The sequence below is a fragment of the Streptomyces sp. NBC_00158 genome, assembly GCF_045160885.1.
Classification (GTDB): Bacteria; Actinomycetota; Actinomycetes; order Streptomycetales; family Streptomycetaceae; genus Streptomyces.
In genome coordinates, this window is record NZ_CP108161.1 from 6,372,799 (window position 1) to 6,391,831 (window position 19,033).

The window sequence follows — 19,033 nt, forward strand, 5'->3', positions numbered from 1 at the left end:
GCGGGTTATGGTGCGCCGCCGTGGAGCTTCGTAAGCTGCCCGGATGCAGCTGGAGTTGAGGCATCTGCAAGCCGTCTGCCGGATCGCCGAAGCGGGCAGTCTGGGGGAGGCGGCCAGGCGGCTGGGGGTCTCGCAGCCGGCGCTCTCCGCCCAGCTGCGCCGGATCGAGGCGGTCACCGGCGGGGAGCTCTTCGCCCGGGGCCGCCACGGTGTGGAACCCACCGCCCTGGGGCACTTCGTGCTGGCCAAGGCGCGCCGCGTGCTGGGGGAGATGGCCGCCCTCGGCGCCGAGGCGCGTGCGCTGGCCGCCGACGCCCCGCTCAGGCTCGGCTGCATCCTGCTCGTGCTCCTGGACGGCCTGCTCGCCCGGACCGACCAGGCCCTGTCCGGGCGGGAGGTCACCGTGGACCTGGAGGACTCCGTCACCGCCCTGGTGCGGATGCTCGGCGCCGGCCAGTACGACGTGATCGTGTACGGGGAGGTGAACGACTACGAGGTCCCGCTGCCCCGAGGGGTCGCGGCCCGGACGGTGGTGCCCCAGGAACCCTTCTGCATCCGGATGTCCTCGGGGCACCGGCTCGCCGGACGCGCGACCCTGGAGCTGGCCGAGCTGGCCGGCGAGCAGTGGATGACGCTGGTGGAGGACGACGACGGCGGCCCCGAGGCCCTGATCGAGGCCTGTGCGAAGGCGGGCTTCGTCCCCTCGTTGCGCCACCGGATCACCGACCGCCAGATGCGGCACGACCTGATCGCCGCGGGCCGCGCGATCGCCCTCTGCCAGCCCACCGCCCCGCCCGTGCCGGGGACCGTGATGCGCCCCCTGGCGGGCACGCCGGTCACCGGCCGCATCCGCCTGGCCTGGAACCGCTCGGCGGTCCCGGCGCAGCAGGCGGAGCGGCTCTACCGCGCGGCGGTCGCCGCCTACCTGGCGAACGTGGACAACAACGACTTCCACCGAGCGTGGTGGGACGCTCACCCGGAGGCCCGGCCGGCGCTCGACTGAACCCGCAAGGCCGCAGCTCAGGCCGGGGGCGGGCGGTGCCGGCGGCGCTCAGGAGGTCCCCCTTGGAGGAACGATCCGGCGGCGGGTTAGCATATGAGCGCCGCCTAGCTCGAAAGATAACGTCTGTGACTGTCAACGAGGACTCGTTCGCCAACTGGAAGACCCGCGAGGAGATCGCGGAGTCGATGATCCCCCTCATCGGGAAGCTGCACCGGGAACGGGACGTAACGATCCTGCTCCACAGCCGCTCCCTGGTGAACAAGTCGGTCGTGAGCATTCTCAAGGCCCACCGCTTCGCCCGGCAGATCGACGGCGAGGAGCTGTCGGTCACCGAGACGATGCCGTTCCTCCAGGCCCTCACCGCCCTCGACCTGGGCCCGTCCCAGATCGACATCGGCATGCTCGCCGCCACCTTCAAGACCGACGACCGCGGTCTGTCGGTCGAGGACTTCACCGCCGAGGCCGTCATCGGCGCCACCGGCGAGAACAAGATCGAGCGCCGCGAGGGACGCGACGTCGTCCTCTACGGCTTCGGCCGCATCGGCCGCCTCGTCGCCCGCCTGCTCATCGAGAAGGCCGGCTCCGGCAACGGCCTGCGCCTGCGCGCCATCGTCGTGCGCGGCGGCGGTGAAGCGGACCTGGTCAAGCGCGCCTCGCTGCTGCGCCGCGACTCCATCCACGGCCAGTTCCAGGGCACCATCACGGTGGACGAGGCCGCGGGCACGATCGTCGCTAACGGCAACACCATCAAGGTGATCTACGCGAACGACCCGTCCGAGATCGACTACACCGAGTACGGCATCAACGACGCCATCCTCATCGACAACACGGGCAAGTGGCGCGACCGCGAGGGCCTCTCGCAGCACCTGCGCCCGGGCATCGACAAGGTCGTCCTGACGGCCCCCGGCAAGGGCGACGTCCCGAACATCGTCCACGGCGTCAACCACGACACCATCAAGCCGGACGAGCGCGTCCTGTCCTGCGCCTCCTGCACCACCAACGCGATCGTCCCGCCGCTGAAGGCGATGGACGACGAGTACGGTGTGCTCCGCGGCCACGTGGAGACCGTCCACTCGTTCACGAACGACCAGAACCTGCTGGACAACTACCACAAGGCCGACCGTCGCGGCCGCTCCGCGCCGCTCAACATGGTCATCACCGAGACCGGTGCCGCCTCCGCCGTCGCCAAGGCGCTGCCGGACCTCAAGGCCCCGATCACCGGCAGCTCGATCCGCGTCCCCGTCCCGGACGTCTCGATCGCCATCCTGAGCCTGCGCCTGGGCCGCGAGACCACCCGCGAAGAGGTCCTGGAGTACCTGCGCGGCGTCTCCCTGCACTCGCCGCTCAAGCGCCAGATCGACTTCACCACGGCCCCCGACGCCGTCTCGATGGACTTCGTGGGCTCGCGCCACGCCTCCATCGTCGACGCCGGCGCCACCAAGGTGGACGGCGACAACGCCATCCTCTACCTCTGGTACGACAACGAGTTCGGCTACTCGTGCCAGGTGATCCGCGTCGTGCAGCACGTCTCCGGGGTGGAGTACCCGACCTACCCGGTCCCGCAGGTCTGATCCCGCGCACAGCCGCACAGCACGCTCCGGTGCCCCGCCGACTCCCGTCGGCGGGGCACCGCGCGTTCCGTAGACTGGACGGGTGACCGAGAACGTGCTTCCCCCCTGTCCCGAATGCTCCGGCCCCTACGCCTACGAGATGGGCGCCCTCCTCGTCTGCCCCGAGTGCGGGCACGAATGGCCCCTCGCCGCCGGCGGGGACGGCGACGCCCCCCAGGAGCGGGTGATCAAGGACTCGGTCGGCAACGTGCTCGCCGACGGGGACACCGTGACCGTCGTGAAGGGCCTGAAGGTCAAGGGCCACCCGACCGGCATCAAGGCGGGCACCAAGGTCCGGAACATCCGCCTCGTCGACGGGGTCGACGGTCACGACATCGACTGCAAGATCGACGGCTTCGGCGCCATGCAGCTGAAGTCGAGCGTGGTGAGGAAAGGCTGATTTCCCACTGACGCCACTCGCCCTTTCCGCCCCCGTCCACCTCTGGAGGACGGGGGCTTCGTCGTATCCGGACCGGCCGGTGGTGCCCTTTCCGGCCGCGATGGCTTGACCGTGCGGATCCGATGCCCGGCGGGGAGGTTTTTTCCATGAAATCCCGCCACTTGCCGTACGGGTTGGGAAATGCGGCTGGATCTCCGCTCTAGCGGACCTTCGGGCGGCTGGGTGATTCTGATTCCGGGTCGGCCGCTCCAGTGGCCGGATGTCATCGATACCCGACCGGGCCGCAACCCGAGAAAATCCGGCATTCCCTCCGGCGGCCCGCGAGCCGTTTCACCGGCCTGCGGAATTCCGCCCAGTGCACCTTTCGGCTTCCGCTTCCACCCTCAGGGAGACACCCATGTCCGACACCGCGCGCACCCCCGAATTCGCCTTCGAGGACCTCGACCTGGACCTCGGGGACCTCACCGTCACCGCCATGCGGGACACCGTCGCCCTCCCCGAGGGCGGCGCGTCCTCGGGCTCCTGCTCCTGCCAGGCCTCCTCCTCCTGCGCCAAGCCCCACATGGACATCCCGCTGGGCTGACCCGCCCGCGAGCGACCGCACGTCCCCGTCACGGAACCGCTTCCCGCCGCGCCCCGAGTGCGGCGGGAAGCCCGCGCGCCCACACCCACAGGAGGGACCGGCATGCCGCAGCCGCAGCCGCACCGCACGTCGGCCGGGGCCCCGGCCGAGCCCGGCGGCTACCGGGTGTGGGCCGCGCCGTACGCGCTGGTCCGCGCCACCGCGCTGACCCACCCCGCCCAGACACCGGACGCCGCCGCGTTCCGCACCCTGCTCGCACGCCTGCGGGACACGGAGCGGCTGCTGCTGGAGACCGCCGCACCGCTCTGCGACGACCTGTACGACAGCCGGGCCGGGCACCCCGAGGCCCTCCACCGGGACGTGGTCCTCCCGCTGCGCCGCGCCCTGCACAACGGACGCGAACCCCGGCCCGCCCTGCTGGAGCGCCTCGGCGACCTCCCCGAGCGGCTGCCCCGGCTCGGCGCCTGGCTCGCCCTGCGCGACCGCCGCACCGCGCTCCTCGCCGCGCTCGCGGACGCCGCCGCCCCCGCCCTGGCCGCCGAACGCGGAGCCCTGGCCGGGCTCTGCCGCGAGCCGGCCCTCGCCAAGGCCGTCGCCCTCACCAGCACCGACCTGCTGCGGGCCGTGGAACGGGCCGCCACCGGGGCCCGGGACCGCAGGGCCCGCAAGGAGGAGGCGGCCGTCCTGCGCTACGCCCTGCGGGCCAGTACCAAGACCAGCCCGCTGTCCTGGTTCACCGCCGTCGGCTGGGGAACCCTCCCGGCGGAGCCCTCCCGGGCCGTCCCCTCCTGGGGGCGGGCGCCCCTGTTCGACGGCCCGCTCCGGTCGGTCGTCCAGCCCAGCCGGACCCTGACCACCGCCCTCACCCTCGCCCTCCTGGACGCCCCGCACCGCCGGGCCGCCCTGCCGCACCGCATCACCAGCAGCGCCCGTACCGCCGCCGGGCGGGCCGCCTACTCCCGGGACCGGACCGCCTTCGCCGGGGGCCGCTACCTCGTGGCCGGCGAGGACGAGGCCGAACTGCCCGCCACCGGCCCGCTGGGCCTCGTCACCGAGCGGGCCGCGGACCCCCTGCCGCTGGACGAGCTGACCGCCCTGCTGGCCGACGCCCTGACGGGCGCGGGCGCCGGGGACGGCGGCCGGGCCGCCGCGGCCGGTTTCCTCGCCCGGCTCGCGGACGCCGGGCTGCTGGTGCCGGGCGAACCCCTCCCACCGCAGGACCCCGACCCGCTGGGCGCCCTCGCGCACTGGCTGCGCTCCCTGGCCACCACCGAGCCCGCCACCGCCGAGGCCGCCGCCAACGACGACGCCGAGGCGGCTACCGCTGGCGCCAGCGCCACCACCACCGACGACGCAGTCGCCGCCCCCGCCGCCCCCGCTGTCCCTGCTGCCGACGACGTAGACGCTGCCGGCGACGTCGCCCACGCCCGGCGCCTCGGCGGCATCGCCCGGCTGACCGCCGGGTTCGCCGACGCCCCCGCCGCCGGCCGGCCCGCCCTGCTCGCCGCCCTGGCCGACCGCTGGACCGAGGCGCTGGCCGCCGCCGGCCGCCCCGTCCCGGCCGTGTCCGCCCCGCTCAGCACGGTCTCCGAGGACGTCGTCGCCCCGGACCCGCTCGACCTCGACGGGTTCCTCGGCGCGGCCGACCACGAGGCGCTCGGCGAGCTCACCCCGCTGGCGGAGCTCTTCGACCTCGGCCACCTCCTGCGCCGCGTCGTCCGCGACCGCTTCGTCGCCCGCTACGGACCCGGCGGGACCTGCCGCCACCCGTGGGAGTTCGGGGCCGAGGTCACCGAGGCCTGGGAAGCCGCCGGACGGCTCGCCGCCCTCGACCCCGCCGACGCCCTCCCCACCGGCACCGGCCCGCTGGCGGCCCTGCGCGCCGAGGCCGTCGCCGCCGTACACGGGGCCGCGCTCGGCGCCCCGGCCGACGCCGCCGAGATCGTCCTGCCCCCGCACCTCCTCAAGGGCCTCGGCGACCGGCTCCCCGACTGGGCCCTGTCCCGCCCCCTCGGCTACGCGTACTTCCTCCAGCGCGACCCCCGCCACGGCCTGCTCTGCGTCAACCAGGTCTACGGCGGCTGGGGCCGCTTCACCAGCCGATTCCTCGACACCCTCGACCCCCGCGCCGCCGCCGAGGTCTCCCGGCAGGTCCGGCGCGCCCTCGGCCCCGGGGCCCGGGCCGCCCAGATCCGGCCCGTCGGCGGCTTCAACGCCAACCTCCACCCCCTCCTCGTCCCCGACGAGATCGGCCCCGACCGCCGCTGGACCCCCCTCGGCGAAGCCGACCTCGACCTCGTCCACGACGAGGCCGACGACCAGGTGCGCATCCGGCTCCGCGACACCGGCGAACTCCTCGACGTGCTCTACCCCGGCTTCCTCTCCCCGGTGCTGCTGCCCCGCCGCCTCGGCGCCCACCTCGCCGACCAGCCCCACGGGGTCGTCGACCTCCGCCCGCTCGTCCCCCGCACCGCCCTCACCGCGCCCGGCGGCGCCCGCGTCACCCACACGCCCCGGCTGCGCCACCGCCACGTGGTGCTGCGCCGCCGCCGCTGGCTGCTCCCGCCCGACGCCGTCGACCGGCTGCGCGCCGACCTCGCCGCAGGCGGCGAGGTCCCGGCCGCGGCAGCCGCCCGCTGGCGCGCCGCCCTGGGCCTGCCCGAACAGCTCTTCCTGCACCCCGCCGTCACCGCCCCCACCGGACGCCCCGCCGAGGACTTCCTGACCGGGCTGAGCCGCCCCAAGCCCCAGCTCGTCGACCTCGGCAACGCCCTGCACCTGCGCTGCCTGGCCAAGTGGCTCTCCCGCCACGGCGGCGGCGCCGTCCTCGAAGAGGCACTGCCCGCCCCCGGAGCCCAGGACGCGCCCACCCGCGCCGTCGAACTCGTACTGGACGCCTACCGGGCCGGGCGGACCCGATGACCCGCCCCCGGACAGCAGAGGAACCGACCATGCCGGCACCCACCAGCCGCGCCCTCGACGTGATCGCCTACCACCACCACCCGGTCAAGGCCCCGCTGCTGCGCGGGGCGCTGCTCCCCCTCGCCGCGGACGCCGCCCGGCAGGGGCTCGCCGCCCACGTCGAACGGCACTGGCTGTACGGCCCCCACCTGCGGCTGCGCCTCCAGGGCCCGGCCGACCGGGTGGAGGCCGCCGCCGAGGCCGCCGCCACCGGGATCCGCGACTGGCTGCGCCTGCACCCCTCGCGCGGCGACCGCACCGAGGCCGAACTGCTGGCCGCGGCCGCCGAGGCCGGGCGCGCCGAACTCGTCCCCCCGCCCTACGGGCCGATCACCCCGGACAACACGGTCCGCGTCGAACCCGCCGACCGGTCCTCCGTACGCGCCCTGCTCGGCGACGACGGCGCCGCCCTGCGCGACGACCTGCTGCGCGACGGGCTCGACGCGCTGCGGGCCGGCGCCGGCTTCCTCGGCGACCGCGGCGAAGACGGGTCGGCCCGGATCCGGCTCGCGGTGACCGCGCTCGCCGCCCACGCCGCCGCCCACCCCGCAGGCCTGGCCGGCGGCCACTGGTCGTACGTCTCCCACCTGGAGGACTTCCTCCTCCACGACGACCCCGACGGCAAGCTGCGGGCCTCCTTCGACCGGCAGTGGGAACGCGCGGGAGACGGCGTCACCGCGCTCGTCGGCCGGATCGCGGACGGCGGCGCCCAGGACTGGGAACGCCCCTGGGCCGACTTCTCGGCCGGTGCCTGGCAGCTGACCCGCACCCGGTACGAGGCCGGCGCCGACCTGCACGGCAGCCCGCCCGCCTACCGGGAGCGGGCCACGGCCACCGGGGACCGGGCGGCGGCCGAACGCTGGAACCCGGACACCCGCACCCGCTACAGCGAGTTCCACCGGCTGCTGAGCCGCGCCGACCCGGACGGGGCCATGTTCGGCGACCCCGACTACCTGGTCTACCGGGCCTGCACCAACGCCCTCTACCGGCTCCTCGCCATCTGCGACGTCCGTCCGCTGGAGCGGTACCTGGCCGCGCACCTGGTCGTCCGCACGGTCCCCGCGCTGGCCGGCTCCGACTGGCGCACGGAACTCGACGCCGTCGTCGCCGCCGCGGAGCGCGGCGCGTGACCGCCGCCGAGCGGGCCACGACGGCCGTCGCCGCCCGGGACGCGCGCAGGCTCCGGCCGGGCGTCGCCGTGACCCCGCTGCGGGCCGGACTCCACCTGCGGGGCCGGGCCGGCAGCGTCACCCTGGAGGGCAGCGCCGCACTGCCCGCACTGTGGCAGTGGCTGGAGGGCCCGCTGCGCGCCGGCGCACTCGACGAGCACCTCGACGCGGCCGGGGCCGGCCCGGCGCTGCGCACCGCCGTCGAGACCCTGCTCGGGCAACTGGCGGCGCACGGCCTGCTCGTGTCCGACCCGGCGGACCCCGCGGACCCCGCCGGTCCCGCCGGGTACGCGGACCAGGAACACGACCCCGTCGCGCTGTGGCTCGGGGCCACCGCCGAGCGGCCCGCCGCCGCCCGGACCGCACTCGCCGCGGCCCGGGCCGAGGTGCTGGCCGGCGACCCCGACGGGCCGCTGGCCCGGGCCGCCGGGCGGGCCCTGGAACTGGGCGGCGTACCCGCCACCCGCACCGCCGACCCGGCCCTGCCCCCCGGCCGGGTGCTGCTCCACCTCCACGGCACCGGCCCGGTCCGCGCCCTCGCGGCCGGGCTGCTCCCCGACGGCGGCTACGCCACCGCCCCCGCCGGCCCGGCCCAGGCCCGCGCCGACGCGGCGGCCCTGGAAGCCCGGACCCGCCCCGGCGACAGCCCCGGCCGGAGCGGCGCCGCCCCGGCCCCGGCACTCGCCCCGCTGCTCGGCGGCGCGGCCGCGCACCGACTGCTGTGCGCGGCCGCCGGGCTCCCCGACCCGGCGGACGAGGGCGGCGACGACCGGCTGCTGCCCGGCCTCCCGGCGGTGCTCCTCGCCGGGGCCGCGCCCCTGCGCGCCGAGTACCGCACCTGGCTCGGGCCCCTCCGGTCGGACCCCGGTCGGCGGACGGACCTCGCCCCCGCCGCCACCCTCGGCGAAGCCCTGCGCCGGCTGTCGGCCCTGACCGACGAGCGGTGCGGCGCCCTGCCCGCCCCGCGCGCGGCGGACCTCAAGCAGCTTCCGGTGCCCCTCGCCGCCTGCGAACTCCCCGGCGACGGCCCGGCTCCGCGACGCCTGACCGCCGGGGCGCCGAGGCTGGACCTGGCCCGCCTGGAGCTGCTGTGCCGGACGGCGGAACTGCTGATGGGCGGAGCGGGATCCACCGTCGGCGCGAACCCCGGCCACGCCCACGGCCGGGCCCTGCGCGCCGCCTTCGCCCGCCGCGCGGCCCGGACGCCCGGCGCGGCCCCCGGGGCCGTCGCCGTCGCCGATGCCGAGTGGGCGGGGCACCCCCAGTTCCGGCACTGGTGGCACACCCTGACGGCCCGTCTGGAGGTGCCCGCCCGGCTCCGGGTGCTGCGGCCCGGCCCGGACGGGATCCACCACGCCGTGGTCCGCCGGGCCGGGGACCCCGAGGTGCTGGGGGAGGCCGTGGAGGCCACCCCGGGCGACGCGGCCGCCTTCGCCGCGCTCGCCGCCGTGGCCGCCGTCCGCGCGGGCGGGCCCGCCGGAGCCCCGCCCTCCGGCGGGGCCGTCGCCCCGCTGGCCGCGGCCGGCACCCGCAGCGCCGGCTGGGAGGACGACGGCTGGACCGGACACTGGCTGGCCGGCACCGCCGCACGCGAGGAGGCCTTCCAGGACGCCCTGCGCCGCGCGGCCGGACCCTCCCTCGGCACGGGCCCGGCCACCCCGGCCCGCGGCGGCGAACTCCCGGCGCTGCTGCGGGCCTTCGGGTTCACCGTCCTGCCCACCCCCGAGGAGCCGTGATGACCACAGCAGTCCGCACCGCCCCGGCCGCGGCCGCCCTCTTCGAGGCCCTGCCCGTCCCGGTCCTCGACGCCCGGGCCGCACTGGCTGCCACCGCGGGCACCGCCGCCGTCCTGCTCACCGAATGGACGCAGGGGCTCGCCGAGGAACTGAGCCGGCACGCGCTGGCCCACCCCGTGGCCCTGGTCCCCGTACGCTTCGACGGACCCCTCGCGGTGGTCGGCCCGCTGCTCGCACCCGGCGCGCCGGCCTGCCTGAGCTGCGCCGAGCACCAGCGCCTGGCCACGGCCGGCGGACGCGTGCCCCGGCAGAGCCCGGCGCTGGCGATGGCCGGCGTACCGTCCCCCGCGCTCGCCGAGTCACTCGGCGCCCTCGTACAGGACCTCCTGGACGGCCACGCCCGCCCGGCCCCCGCCCAGGACCCGCCGACCGCCACCGTGCACCTGCTCCACCAGGGACGCGGCACCTGGTCCGCCCACCGGGTCCGCCCGGTCGGCGGCTGCGCCGTCTGCCACCCGCTGCCCGCCGACTCCGCGGCCCCGCCGGACCCGCTGCCCTCGGCACCCCGCCCGCTGCCCGACCCGTACCTGCTGCGCGCGCCCAACCCCCGCACCACGGCCGCCGGCCTGCGCGCGGCCCTGTACGACGACCGGTTCGGGCCGGTCCGCGGCCTGTTCCGGGCGGAGGACTCCGCCGTCTGCCTGACCAGCGCCCTCGTCACCGACGGCCGGGACGTCGACGACGGCGGCCACGGCCGGGCCTCGGACTTCGACGGCAGCGAGCGGACCGCCCTCTTCGAGGCAGTCGAACGGTACGCCGGGATGCGCCCCACCGGCCGCCGCTCCGACCTGCGGGCCTCCTTCGCCGAACTCGGCCCCGAACGCGCCCTGGACCCGGAACGCCTCGGCCTGCCCGACCCCGCCCACCACGGGCACCCTGCCTCGCCGACCGTCCCCTACACACCGGACCTGGAACTGGACTGGGTGCGGGGCCGGTCGCTCACCCGGCGCCGGGAGATCGCCGTCCCCGAGCACGTGGCGTACTGGGACCCGCCGGGCGGGGGCCGCCCGCGCGTCGTCTACGAGTCCTCCAACGGCTGCGGCCTCGGCAACAGCCCCGAGGAAGCGGCGCTCTACGGCCTGTTCGAGGTCGCCGAACGCGACGCCTTCCTGATGGCCTGGTACGCCGCCACCCCGCTGCGCCGCGTCCAGCCGCCGCCCGAGGACACCGAAACGGCCCTGCTCGCCGACCGGGCCGCCCTGGCCGGCTACCGGCTGCTGCTGCTCGACGCGACGAACGACTTCGGGATCCCGGCCGTCGTCGCCGTCTGCCGCTACGAGGGGTCCCACCCGGACGCCCCGCGGATGTTCCTCGCCGCCGGCGCCCACCACGACCCGCGCGCCGCGATCCGCTCCGCGGTGTCCGAGGCCGTCACCAACGTGCTGGAGTCCGCCCAGCGCTTCCTCGCCGAGGACCGCCCGCGCGATCCCGAACGGCTGCGGCCGATGCTGGACCGCCCCGAGCTGGTGGTCACCCTCGACGACCACGTCGGCCTGGGCGCCCTGCCCGAGGCCGCCCCCAGGCTGGAGTTCCTCTTCGCCGACACCCCCCGCGTGACCGTCGCCGAGGCCTGGCCGGGAGCGCCCGAGCCGGTCGCCGACCTCTCCGCCCTGCTCACCGCGACGGTGGACCGGCTGGCGGCGGCCGGACTCGAAGTGGTCACCGTCGACCAGACCGAGCCGGGCCTGCGCCGGAGCCTCGGCCTGCACTGCGTCAGGGTGGTCGTGCCCGGCGCGCTGCCGATGACCTTCGGGCACGTCAACCGCCGCACCCGGGGCCTGCCCCGGCTGCTGGAGGTGCCCCACCGGCTGGGCCGCACGGACCGGCCGCTGCGCCACGAGGACCTCTCCCTCCACCCGCACCCCTTCCCCTGAACCCCCGACCCCCGAACGAGGACCGGACGTGACGCCGTGACGACCCCCGACACCTGGCACAGCCAGCACCTCTTCCTGCACTCCGCCACCGAGGACACGGACGCGTTCCTGCTCGACCGGGCGGCCCCGCTCCTCGACGGCCTCGTCGCCGCGGGCGAGGCCGCCGGATGGTTCTTCATCCGCTACGGGGAGGACGGCCCCCACGTACGCGTCCGGGTGCGCGGCCTGAGCCCCGCTGCCGCCACCGCGCTCCCCGGCGAACTGGCCCGCGTCGCCGAGGGGGTGCCCGCACTGCCCGGCCCGTGGCCCACCCGCCACGGCGAGGTGCGCGCCGTGCCGTACGAGCCGGAGACCGGCCGCTACGGCGGCCCCCGGGCGCTGCCCGTCGCCGAGGAGGTCTTCGAGGCCTCCACCCGGGCGGCCCTCGACACCCTGCGCGCGCTGCCCGCGGGCGGCGGAACGGGAGCCCGGCTGACCGCCGCCGCCGACCTGGCCCACACCACGGTGCACGCGCTCGGCATGGACCCGCTCACCGCGGCCCGCCGGCTGCGCGGGCACGCCGCCGGCTGGCGCTGGGTCACCGAAGTGCCGCTGCTGCCCGCCGCGTCCGTGCACACCCGCGTCAACACCGTGTACGCGGCGCAGCGCACGGGCCTGCGCCGCCGGGCGCGGGTGCTGCGGGAGCGGCTCGCCGCGGGCACCGCCGAGCCCCGGCTCCTGCGGTGGGCGGCCGCCGTGCGCCGGGCCGACGGACGGCTGCCGGACCTGGGGGAGGAGCTCCGGGCCTGGGTGTGGGGCTCACAGCTCCACATGCTCTTCAACCGGCTGGGGATCACCCCCGACGAGGAGCGGGCCGTGTGCCGGCTGGCCGCCCGCACCCTGCTGGAGGCCGAGGAGGAGCCAGGGGAGGGGCCCGGGGAGGGGCCCGGATACTTCCCGGAAGGGCACACCGCCGCCGACTTCCGCTACCTGGAGCGCAGCAAGTTCCAGATCGGGCGCGGCGAGGACAGCGAACTGCGCGACCTCCCGGAGGGCGCGGACCGGGCCCGGGCGGCCGGCCCCGAACTGGCCCTGCCCGCCGCCCCGCTGCCCGAGGTGCCGCTGTCCGCCGTGCTGGCCGCCCGCACCTCGATGCGCGGCCGGCTCCGGGGACCGCTGGACGCCGCCGCCCTGGGCTCGCTGCTGTGGCACTCCCTGGCCGAGAGCGCCCGCAGCGAGGAGCCGGACCCGGACGGCGGCCCGCCCTTCACCCTGTCCCACCGGCCCTACCCGAGCGCGGGAGCCCTGTACACGGCCCGGGTGCGGCTGCTGGTCTTCGACGTGGAAGGGGTCCCGGCGGGCACGTACGACTGCCTGCCGGAGCGGCGCACCCTGCGCCCGGTGGGCCCGGCGCCGGCAGTGGCGGACCTCAAGGCCCTCTCCACCTACCTGTCCCGGCCGGACACGGCCCCCCACTGGATCGGCGTCGACGAGGCTCCCGCGGTCCTCGCCGTGTACGCGGACCTCGGCCTGCTGCGCCGCCGCTACGGCCTGCGCGCCCTGCGGCTGGGGCTGCTGGAGGCCGGCCACCTCACCCAGACCCTGCTGCTGACCGGTGCGGCGCTGGGCCTGGCCGGTACTCCGCTGGGGGGATTCCACGACGACCTCGCGCACGAACTCCTCGGCCTGGACGACCTGGAGCAGCCGCTCCAGTACCTGCTGCCGCTGGGGCGGCGGGCGCCGTGAGCGCCCGGCGCCTTTGTGCGAAGGCACGGACCGGGCCCCGCGCGCGGGCGGAATCCCATGGTTTTCCCCAGTAGGTCCGGCGGCTCCGGCCCGATACGTTCGCCACGTTCCGGATGTGGCGAAAGGGGAAACCGTGGGAGCGGTGGCGTCCGTACTGGCGGCGGCGGTGCTGTGGGGGACGGTGGGGCCCGCCCAGCTGTGGGCGGACACCGGCGTGCACCCGGTGTCGCTGGGGGCCTGCCGGATGCTGCTCGGCGGTCTCGTGCTCAGCCTGCTGACGGTCCGTCCGGCGGGACTGCGCAGTCTGGGCAAGCCCGGAGCGGGCCGGTGGCTCGTGCTGAGCGTGCTGGTGACGGCCGCCTTCCAGGTGTGCTTCCTCCAGGCGGTGCAGCGCGGCGGAGCGGCCCTGGCGACGGCCGTGGCCTTCGGGACCGTGCCCGTCGTCGGAGGGCTGAGCGCCCGGTGGCTCACCGGCGAGCGGCTGACCCGCCGCTGGCTGTGGGGGACGGGCTGTGCCGTGGCCGGCATCGCGCTGTTGCTGCTGCCCGGCAGCGGGGCCCGCGCGGACCTGCTCGGGCTGGTCTTCGCGGTGGTGTCCGGGGCGAGCTTCGGCGTGTACATCGCCGCGTCGAAGCAGCTGGCCGCCCGGGGCGCGGACCTCGCCACGGCGGCCCCGGTGAGCGTGCTGTGCGCGGGGCTGCTGGTCTCCCCGTACCTGCTGGTGGCCCCCGAGGGGCTGGCCACGGGACGCGCGCTCGCGCTGATCGGCTGGCTGGGCCTGGGCACGACCGCGCTCGGCTACCTGCTGTTCACGCGCGGCGTCGGCCGGCTCAGCGCCGCCACGACGGGGACGCTGAGCCTGACCGAGCCGCTGGTGGCGGCGGCGCTGGGGATCGCCGTGCTGGGCGAGCGGCCCGGTCCGAGCGCGGCGGCCGGAGCGGCGCTGATGCTGCTCGGGCTGGTCCTCGTATCCCTGCCGGAGCGGCGCCGGGCCCGGCCGTAGGGCCCGCTACCGGTCCTGGTAGGAGGTCATGTTCGCGCGGACCCGGTCCGAGAAGAACATCGGGCCTATCGCGTCGGCCCAGGCCATGCCGTCCGGGGTCAGGCCCAGCGTGCCGCCCTTCTCCCGCAGCCAGTTCCGCTTCAGCAGGAAGCCGAGCTGGGGCCCGAAGTCGTCCTCGAAGCGCGTCGCGAACCGCTGTTCGTAGGCGGCCGTGCGCATGCCCGTGGACTCCAGCAGGTGCTGGAGCACGTACATCCGGCGGCGCTCGCCGTCGTCCATCCGGAACGCCCACTGGGCGCGCCGGAACCGGTCGGTCGGGGTGGCGACGTAGTCGTCGATGATCCGCCGGACCTCGGGCACCGCGACCGCGTAGTCGGTGGTGTAGTGCAGGTCGGTGGTGAACGAGCGTGCGCCGACGCCCAGGCCGACCATGCCGGCCTGCTGGTTGTACTCGCTGATGCTGCTGCCGTCGGTGTCCTCCACGGCGGCGGTGCCGGAGCGTCGGAAGACCCGCATGGAGGTCTGCTCGTAGCCGGCGGAGAGGAGGTGGTCGCGGCCGTAGCGGTAGAGCCGCAGCCGCTGGTCGTTCCAGTCCTGGAGCGTCTTGGCGTGGCGGGTGCTCAGCCCGGTCAACGGGCGCACGTACAGCGGGTAGAGGTAGATCTCCTCCGGCGCCCAGGCGAGGGCGGCGTCCAGCGAGACCCGGAAGGTGCGCTCGGTCTGGCCGTCGATGCCGTAGATGAGGTCGATGTTGAGGATCGGGAACCCGGCCTCCTTGAGGCGGGCGAGGGAGGCCTCGACCTCGGCGCGCTTCTGCGGCCGTACGGCGGCGCGCGCCTCCTCGTCGACGAAGCTCTGCACGCCGATGCTCAGCCGGGTCGCGCCGCGTTCTGCGAGTACGGCGATCCGGTCGGCCGTCGCGGTGGCGGGGGAGGTCTCCACCGACCAGGAGGCGGCCTTGAGGTCCGCTCCCATGACGTTCTCGCTGATGTCGCAGAGGCGGGTGAGTTCGTCCGCGGTCAGGTAGGTGGGGGTGCCGCCGCCGAACGCGGCGAGGGTGAAGCGGATCGGCTCGCCCTTGGCCTCCAGCGCCTCGCGGGTGACCCGTGCCTGCCGCTCCAGGGTGGCGAGGAACGCGCCGGTGACCTCCTCCGGCGCACCGGTGCGGGTGAAGAGGTTGCAGAATCCGCAGCGCATCTCGCAGAAGGGGATGTGCGCGTAGAGGGAGAGCGCGTCCAGGCGCTCCCCGGACCACAGGTCGCTGAGCAGCGGGCCGTCCTCCAGCAGGCGGTACGCCTTCTGGTGCGGGTATGCGTACACGTACTGCTCGTACGGGGTTTCCGGATCCGGATCGGCGGGGGAGGCCGGGAAGGACGGAGCGGGGAGCAGAACAGGCGTCGTCATGACGGGAACCGACTCTCTCTCGGTAAGAAAAGGGGACGTCACTCTTCGTGACCAGGCGTCACCTTAGGTTCGGGCTCCGGCCGTTTTCAGCAGTGCAATTCCCATGAACCGCCTTTCGGTGTGTAGAGCTTCATATGTACTTTTTGCGGAAGCTGGGATTCCGTCCCGGGGGCGGTGTATCCGTGACCGCCATGGAGAACAAGCGCAGACTTCTCGTCGCCGCCGGGGGCGGCGGCGACGCCATCACGGCCGCCATGGTCCACGCCGCCCTGTACGGCGCGGACACCCCGGCACTCGTCCTGACCTACGCCTGGGAACGGCTGGTCGTCGACCCCGTCCCGGGCCCGAGGCGCGCCGGCGACTTCCACGGCACCGAACCCGCCGCACCGGACCTCGCCCTGCTCACCCCCGCGACCCGGCCCGTCGCCCCGGCCGGCTCCCTGCTCCCGCGGCTGTCCGGCGCACTGCGTCCGCGCCTGGGACTGCTGGACCCCTACGACGGCGCGCTCGGCCTCGCCCGCCAGATCGGGGCGGCCGCCCGCTGGTGCCGGGCCGACCGGATCGACCTCGTCGACGTGGGCGGCGACATCGTCGCCCGGGGCGACGAGCCCACCCTGCGCAGCCCGCTCGGCGACGCCCTCGCCGTCGCCGCCTGCGCGGCCACGGGCCTGCCCGCCGACGTGTACGTGGCCGGGCCCGGACTCGACAACGAGGTGCCCCCGGCCGACCTGCTGCCCCGGCTCGGCGAGCCCGCCCTCACCCTCGCCGCCGGGCACACCGACGTCGTCGCGGGGGTCTTCGACTGGCACCCCTCCGAGGCCAGCGCCCTGCTGGTGGCCGCCGCCCGCGGGGTGCGCGGGGTCTGCGGCACCCGGGACGCCCCGCAGCCGGTCCACCTGGACGCCCGGGCCGCCGCCGTCCACCGGCTCACCCTGGACCGGGCCCTCTCCCTCAGCCCCCTCGCCCGCGCGCTGGCCGGCACCGCAGGCCTGGCGGAGGCCGAGGAGGCCTCCCGCGCCGTGTGCGGCTTCTCGGAGATCGAACGCGAACGCCACCGCGCGGCGGCCCTGCCCGCAGCCCCGCCCGTCCCGCGCCCGGACCGGGACCCCGCCGCCGTCCGGGCCCGCTTCGCCGCCTGGGAGCGGGAGGCGCTGGCGGACGGGATCGCGTACGCCACCACCCGCCGGATCACCGAGGACCTGGACCTGGCCGCCGGGGAGGCGCGGGGCCTGTTCGCGGCGCTGGACGGCCGCCGGGCCGCGCCGCTGTGGCGGCTGGGTCCGGCCACCGGCCGTCCACAGGCGGGACTGGCTGTCGGCGGAGGCCGCTAGGCTTCTCGAATGGCTCTTTCGGACGCTTCCCCCGAGATCTCGGACTCCCTGCAGGTACTCCACCGCGTATTCGGCTACACCTCCTTCCGCGGTGAGCAGGAGCAGATCATCGAGCAGGTCGCCGGGGGCGGCGACGCCCTCGTGCTGATGCCGACCGGCGGCGGCAAGTCGCTCTGCTACCAGATCCCGGCGCTCGTCAGAGAGGGCACCGGCATCGTCATCTCGCCGCTGATCGCGCTGATGCAGGACCAGGTGGACGCGCTCACCGCCCTCGGGGTACGGGCCGGGTTCCTCAACTCCACCCAGGACCCCTACGAGCGGCAGGCCGTCGAGCAGGCCTTCCTCGCCGACGAGCTGGACCTGCTCTACCTGGCCCCCGAGCGGCTGCGCACCGAGGGCACCCAGCGGCTGCTCGACCGGGGGAAGGTGTCCCTGTTCGCGATCGACGAGGCGCACTGCGTCGCCCAGTGGGGCCACGACTTCCGGCCGGACTACCTGGCCCTGTCGATGCTGCACGAGCGGTGGCCGAAGGTGCCCCGGATCGCCCTGACCGCGACCGCCACCGAGGCCACCCACGCCGAGATCGCGAAGCGGCTGGGCCTGGAGGAGGCCCGGCACTTCGTCGCCAGCTTCGACCGGCCCAACATCCAGTACCGCATCGCCGCCAAGGACAAGCCGCTGGCGCAGCTGCTGGAGCTGATCAGGTCCGAGCACGACGGGGACGCCGGCGTCGTCTACTGCCTGTCGCGGTCCTCCGTGGAGAAGACCGCCGCCTTCCTGGTGGAACAGGGCATCGACGCCGTCGCCTACCACGCCGGGATGGACGCCCGCACGCGCGCCGCGAACCAGTCGCGCTTCCTGCGGGAGGACGGGGTCGTCGTGGTGGCCACCATCGCCTTCGGCATGGGCATCGACAAGCCCGACGTCCGCTTCGTGGCCCACCTGGACCTGCCCAAGTCCGTCGAGGGCTACTACCAGGAGACCGGCCGCGCCGGCCGCGACGGCGAGCCGGCCACCGCCTGGCTCGCGTACGGCCTCCAGGACGTGGTCCAGCAGCGCAAGCTCATCGAGGGCTCCGAGGGCGACGAGAACCACCGCCGCTCCCTGGCCGCCCACCTGGACGCCATGCTGGCGCTGTGCGAGACCGTCGACTGCCGGCGGGTCCGGCTGCTCGCGTACTTCGGGCAGGCCGGCGAGCCCTGCGGCAACTGCGACACCTGCCTGACGCCCGCCGAGTCCTGGGACGGCACGGTCGCCGCGCAGAAGCTGCTGTCCACCGTGTGGCGCCTCGCGCGCGAGCGGCGCCAGAAGTTCGGCGCCGGGCAGATCATCGACATCCTCCAGGGCAAGAAGACCGCCAAGGTCATCCAGTTCGACCACGACGGCCTGTCGGTGTTCGGCGTCGGCGCGGACCTGAGCACCGGCGAGTGGCGCGGGGTCGTCCGCCAGCTGCTGGGGCTGGGGCTGCTCGCGGTGGAGGGCGACTACGGCACCCTCGTGCTGACGGACGCGAGCGGCGAGGTGCTGGGCGGACGCCGCACCGTCCAGATGCGCAAGGAGAAGGCGCCGGCGGCCCGGAAGAAGGAGTCCGGCTCGCGCTCCGGCAAGAGCGCCCGCGTACCGGTCGACCTGCCCGCCGCCGCGGTGCCGGTCTTCGAGGCCCTGCGCGCCTGGCGCGCGGCGACGGCGCGCGAGCAGGGGGTCCCGGCGTACGTGGTCTTCCACGACGCCACGCTGCGGGAGATCGCCACGAGCCTGCCCGGCACGGTCGGGGAGCTGTCCGGCGTGAGCGGCGTCGGCGAGGCCAAGCTCGCCAAGTACGGCGAGGGCGTCATCGAGGCCCTGGCGGACTTCACGGCCGGCGCGGCCCCGGCCGCCGCGGCAGCGGGAGCCACGGGAGCGGGAGCCACGGGAGCGGGGGCCGCCGGAAGGGGAGCCCCGTCGGCCCACGAGCCTCCGCACGGGGCCGAACCGCTCGACGAACCGCCCTTCGACCTGGACGAGGACCCGCCCTGGGACGACTGGGAGTAGCAGGTCCGGCGATCCGGAACGGGATCGTCAGGCCCGCGTCAAAGATCGGTCTCCTTGTGCAAAGGGCACGTCAGGAAGTACGCCCAGGGGAGTCGGCCGGCCACAGACTGGTGGTGCGACGGAGCCGGACGACGGCCGGCGGC

The 19,033-nt window shown here is 75.8% G+C and carries 13 protein-coding genes; 12 read left to right on the plus strand and 1 reads right to left on the minus strand.

The window, feature by feature from the left end; genetic code table 11:
* Positions 1 to 43 precede the first annotated feature (43 nt).
* The 10 genes from OG553_RS29360 (at position 44) to OG553_RS29405 (ending at position 14,124) form a co-directional block, all read left to right on the plus strand.
* Positions 44 to 1,003: a LysR family transcriptional regulator gene (locus OG553_RS29360; protein WP_405981846.1), complete on the plus strand. Its 960-nt coding sequence runs from the start codon at positions 44 to 46 to the stop codon at positions 1,001 to 1,003.
* 125 nt (positions 1,004 to 1,128) lie between these two features.
* Positions 1,129 to 2,574: a glyceraldehyde-3-phosphate dehydrogenase gene (locus OG553_RS29365; protein WP_405981847.1), complete on the plus strand. Its 1,446-nt coding sequence runs from the start codon at positions 1,129 to 1,131 to the stop codon at positions 2,572 to 2,574.
* A gap of 82 nt (positions 2,575 to 2,656) precedes the next feature.
* Complete coding sequence (locus OG553_RS29370) at positions 2,657 to 3,013, plus strand: zinc ribbon domain-containing protein YjdM (RefSeq protein WP_405981848.1); 357 nt, start codon at positions 2,657 to 2,659, stop codon at positions 3,011 to 3,013.
* 397 nt (positions 3,014 to 3,410) lie between these two features.
* Positions 3,411 to 3,596 (plus strand): thiazolylpeptide-type bacteriocin, encoded by a 186-nt coding sequence (locus OG553_RS29375; RefSeq protein ID WP_405981849.1) that lies wholly within the window; start codon positions 3,411 to 3,413, stop codon positions 3,594 to 3,596.
* 102 nt (positions 3,597 to 3,698) lie between these two features.
* Positions 3,699 to 6,518, plus strand: a complete 2,820-nt coding sequence (locus tag OG553_RS29380) for a lantibiotic dehydratase (RefSeq protein WP_405981850.1) — start codon at positions 3,699 to 3,701, stop codon at positions 6,516 to 6,518.
* 29 nt (positions 6,519 to 6,547) lie between these two features.
* The gene (locus OG553_RS29385) at positions 6,548 to 7,687 is read left to right on the plus strand and encodes a lantibiotic dehydratase C-terminal domain-containing protein (protein WP_405981851.1); all 1,140 of its coding nucleotides are present in this window, start codon (positions 6,548 to 6,550) and stop codon (positions 7,685 to 7,687) included.
* Positions 7,684 to 9,462, plus strand: coding sequence for a hypothetical protein (locus OG553_RS29390; protein ID WP_405981852.1), 1,779 nt, complete (start codon positions 7,684 to 7,686; stop codon positions 9,460 to 9,462). Before OG553_RS29385 ends, OG553_RS29390 begins: the two co-directional genes overlap by 4 nt.
* The gene (locus tag OG553_RS29395) at positions 9,462 to 11,396 is read left to right on the plus strand and encodes a TOMM precursor leader peptide-binding protein (RefSeq protein WP_405981853.1); all 1,935 of its coding nucleotides are present in this window, start codon (positions 9,462 to 9,464) and stop codon (positions 11,394 to 11,396) included. Before OG553_RS29390 ends, OG553_RS29395 begins: the two co-directional genes overlap by 1 nt.
* Positions 11,397 to 11,432: 36 nt before the next feature.
* The gene (locus OG553_RS29400) at positions 11,433 to 13,121 is read left to right on the plus strand and encodes a thiopeptide-type bacteriocin biosynthesis protein (RefSeq protein ID WP_405981854.1); all 1,689 of its coding nucleotides are present in this window, start codon (positions 11,433 to 11,435) and stop codon (positions 13,119 to 13,121) included.
* Positions 13,122 to 13,254: 133 nt separating this feature from the next.
* Positions 13,255 to 14,124: a DMT family transporter gene (locus tag OG553_RS29405; RefSeq protein WP_405981855.1), complete on the plus strand. Its 870-nt coding sequence runs from the start codon at positions 13,255 to 13,257 to the stop codon at positions 14,122 to 14,124.
* 6 nt (positions 14,125 to 14,130) lie between these two features.
* On the opposite strand, the gene OG553_RS29410 is transcribed toward OG553_RS29405, so the two are convergent.
* Positions 14,131 to 15,528 (minus strand): STM4012 family radical SAM protein, encoded by a 1,398-nt coding sequence (locus OG553_RS29410; protein WP_405981856.1) that lies wholly within the window; start codon positions 15,526 to 15,528, stop codon positions 14,131 to 14,133.
* A 191-nt stretch (positions 15,529 to 15,719) separates the two neighbouring features.
* On the opposite strand from OG553_RS29410, the gene OG553_RS29415 reads away from it, so the two are divergent.
* Both OG553_RS29415 and recQ read left to right on the plus strand, forming a co-directional pair.
* Entirely contained in the window at positions 15,720 to 16,859 is a 1,140-nt protein-coding gene (locus tag OG553_RS29415) for a DUF1152 domain-containing protein (protein ID WP_405983174.1), read from the plus strand.
* 9 nt (positions 16,860 to 16,868) lie between these two features.
* The gene (gene recQ, locus OG553_RS29420; RefSeq protein ID WP_405981857.1) at positions 16,869 to 18,890 is read left to right on the plus strand and encodes a DNA helicase RecQ; all 2,022 of its coding nucleotides are present in this window, start codon (positions 16,869 to 16,871) and stop codon (positions 18,888 to 18,890) included.
* Positions 18,891 to 19,033: the final 143 nt, after the last annotated feature.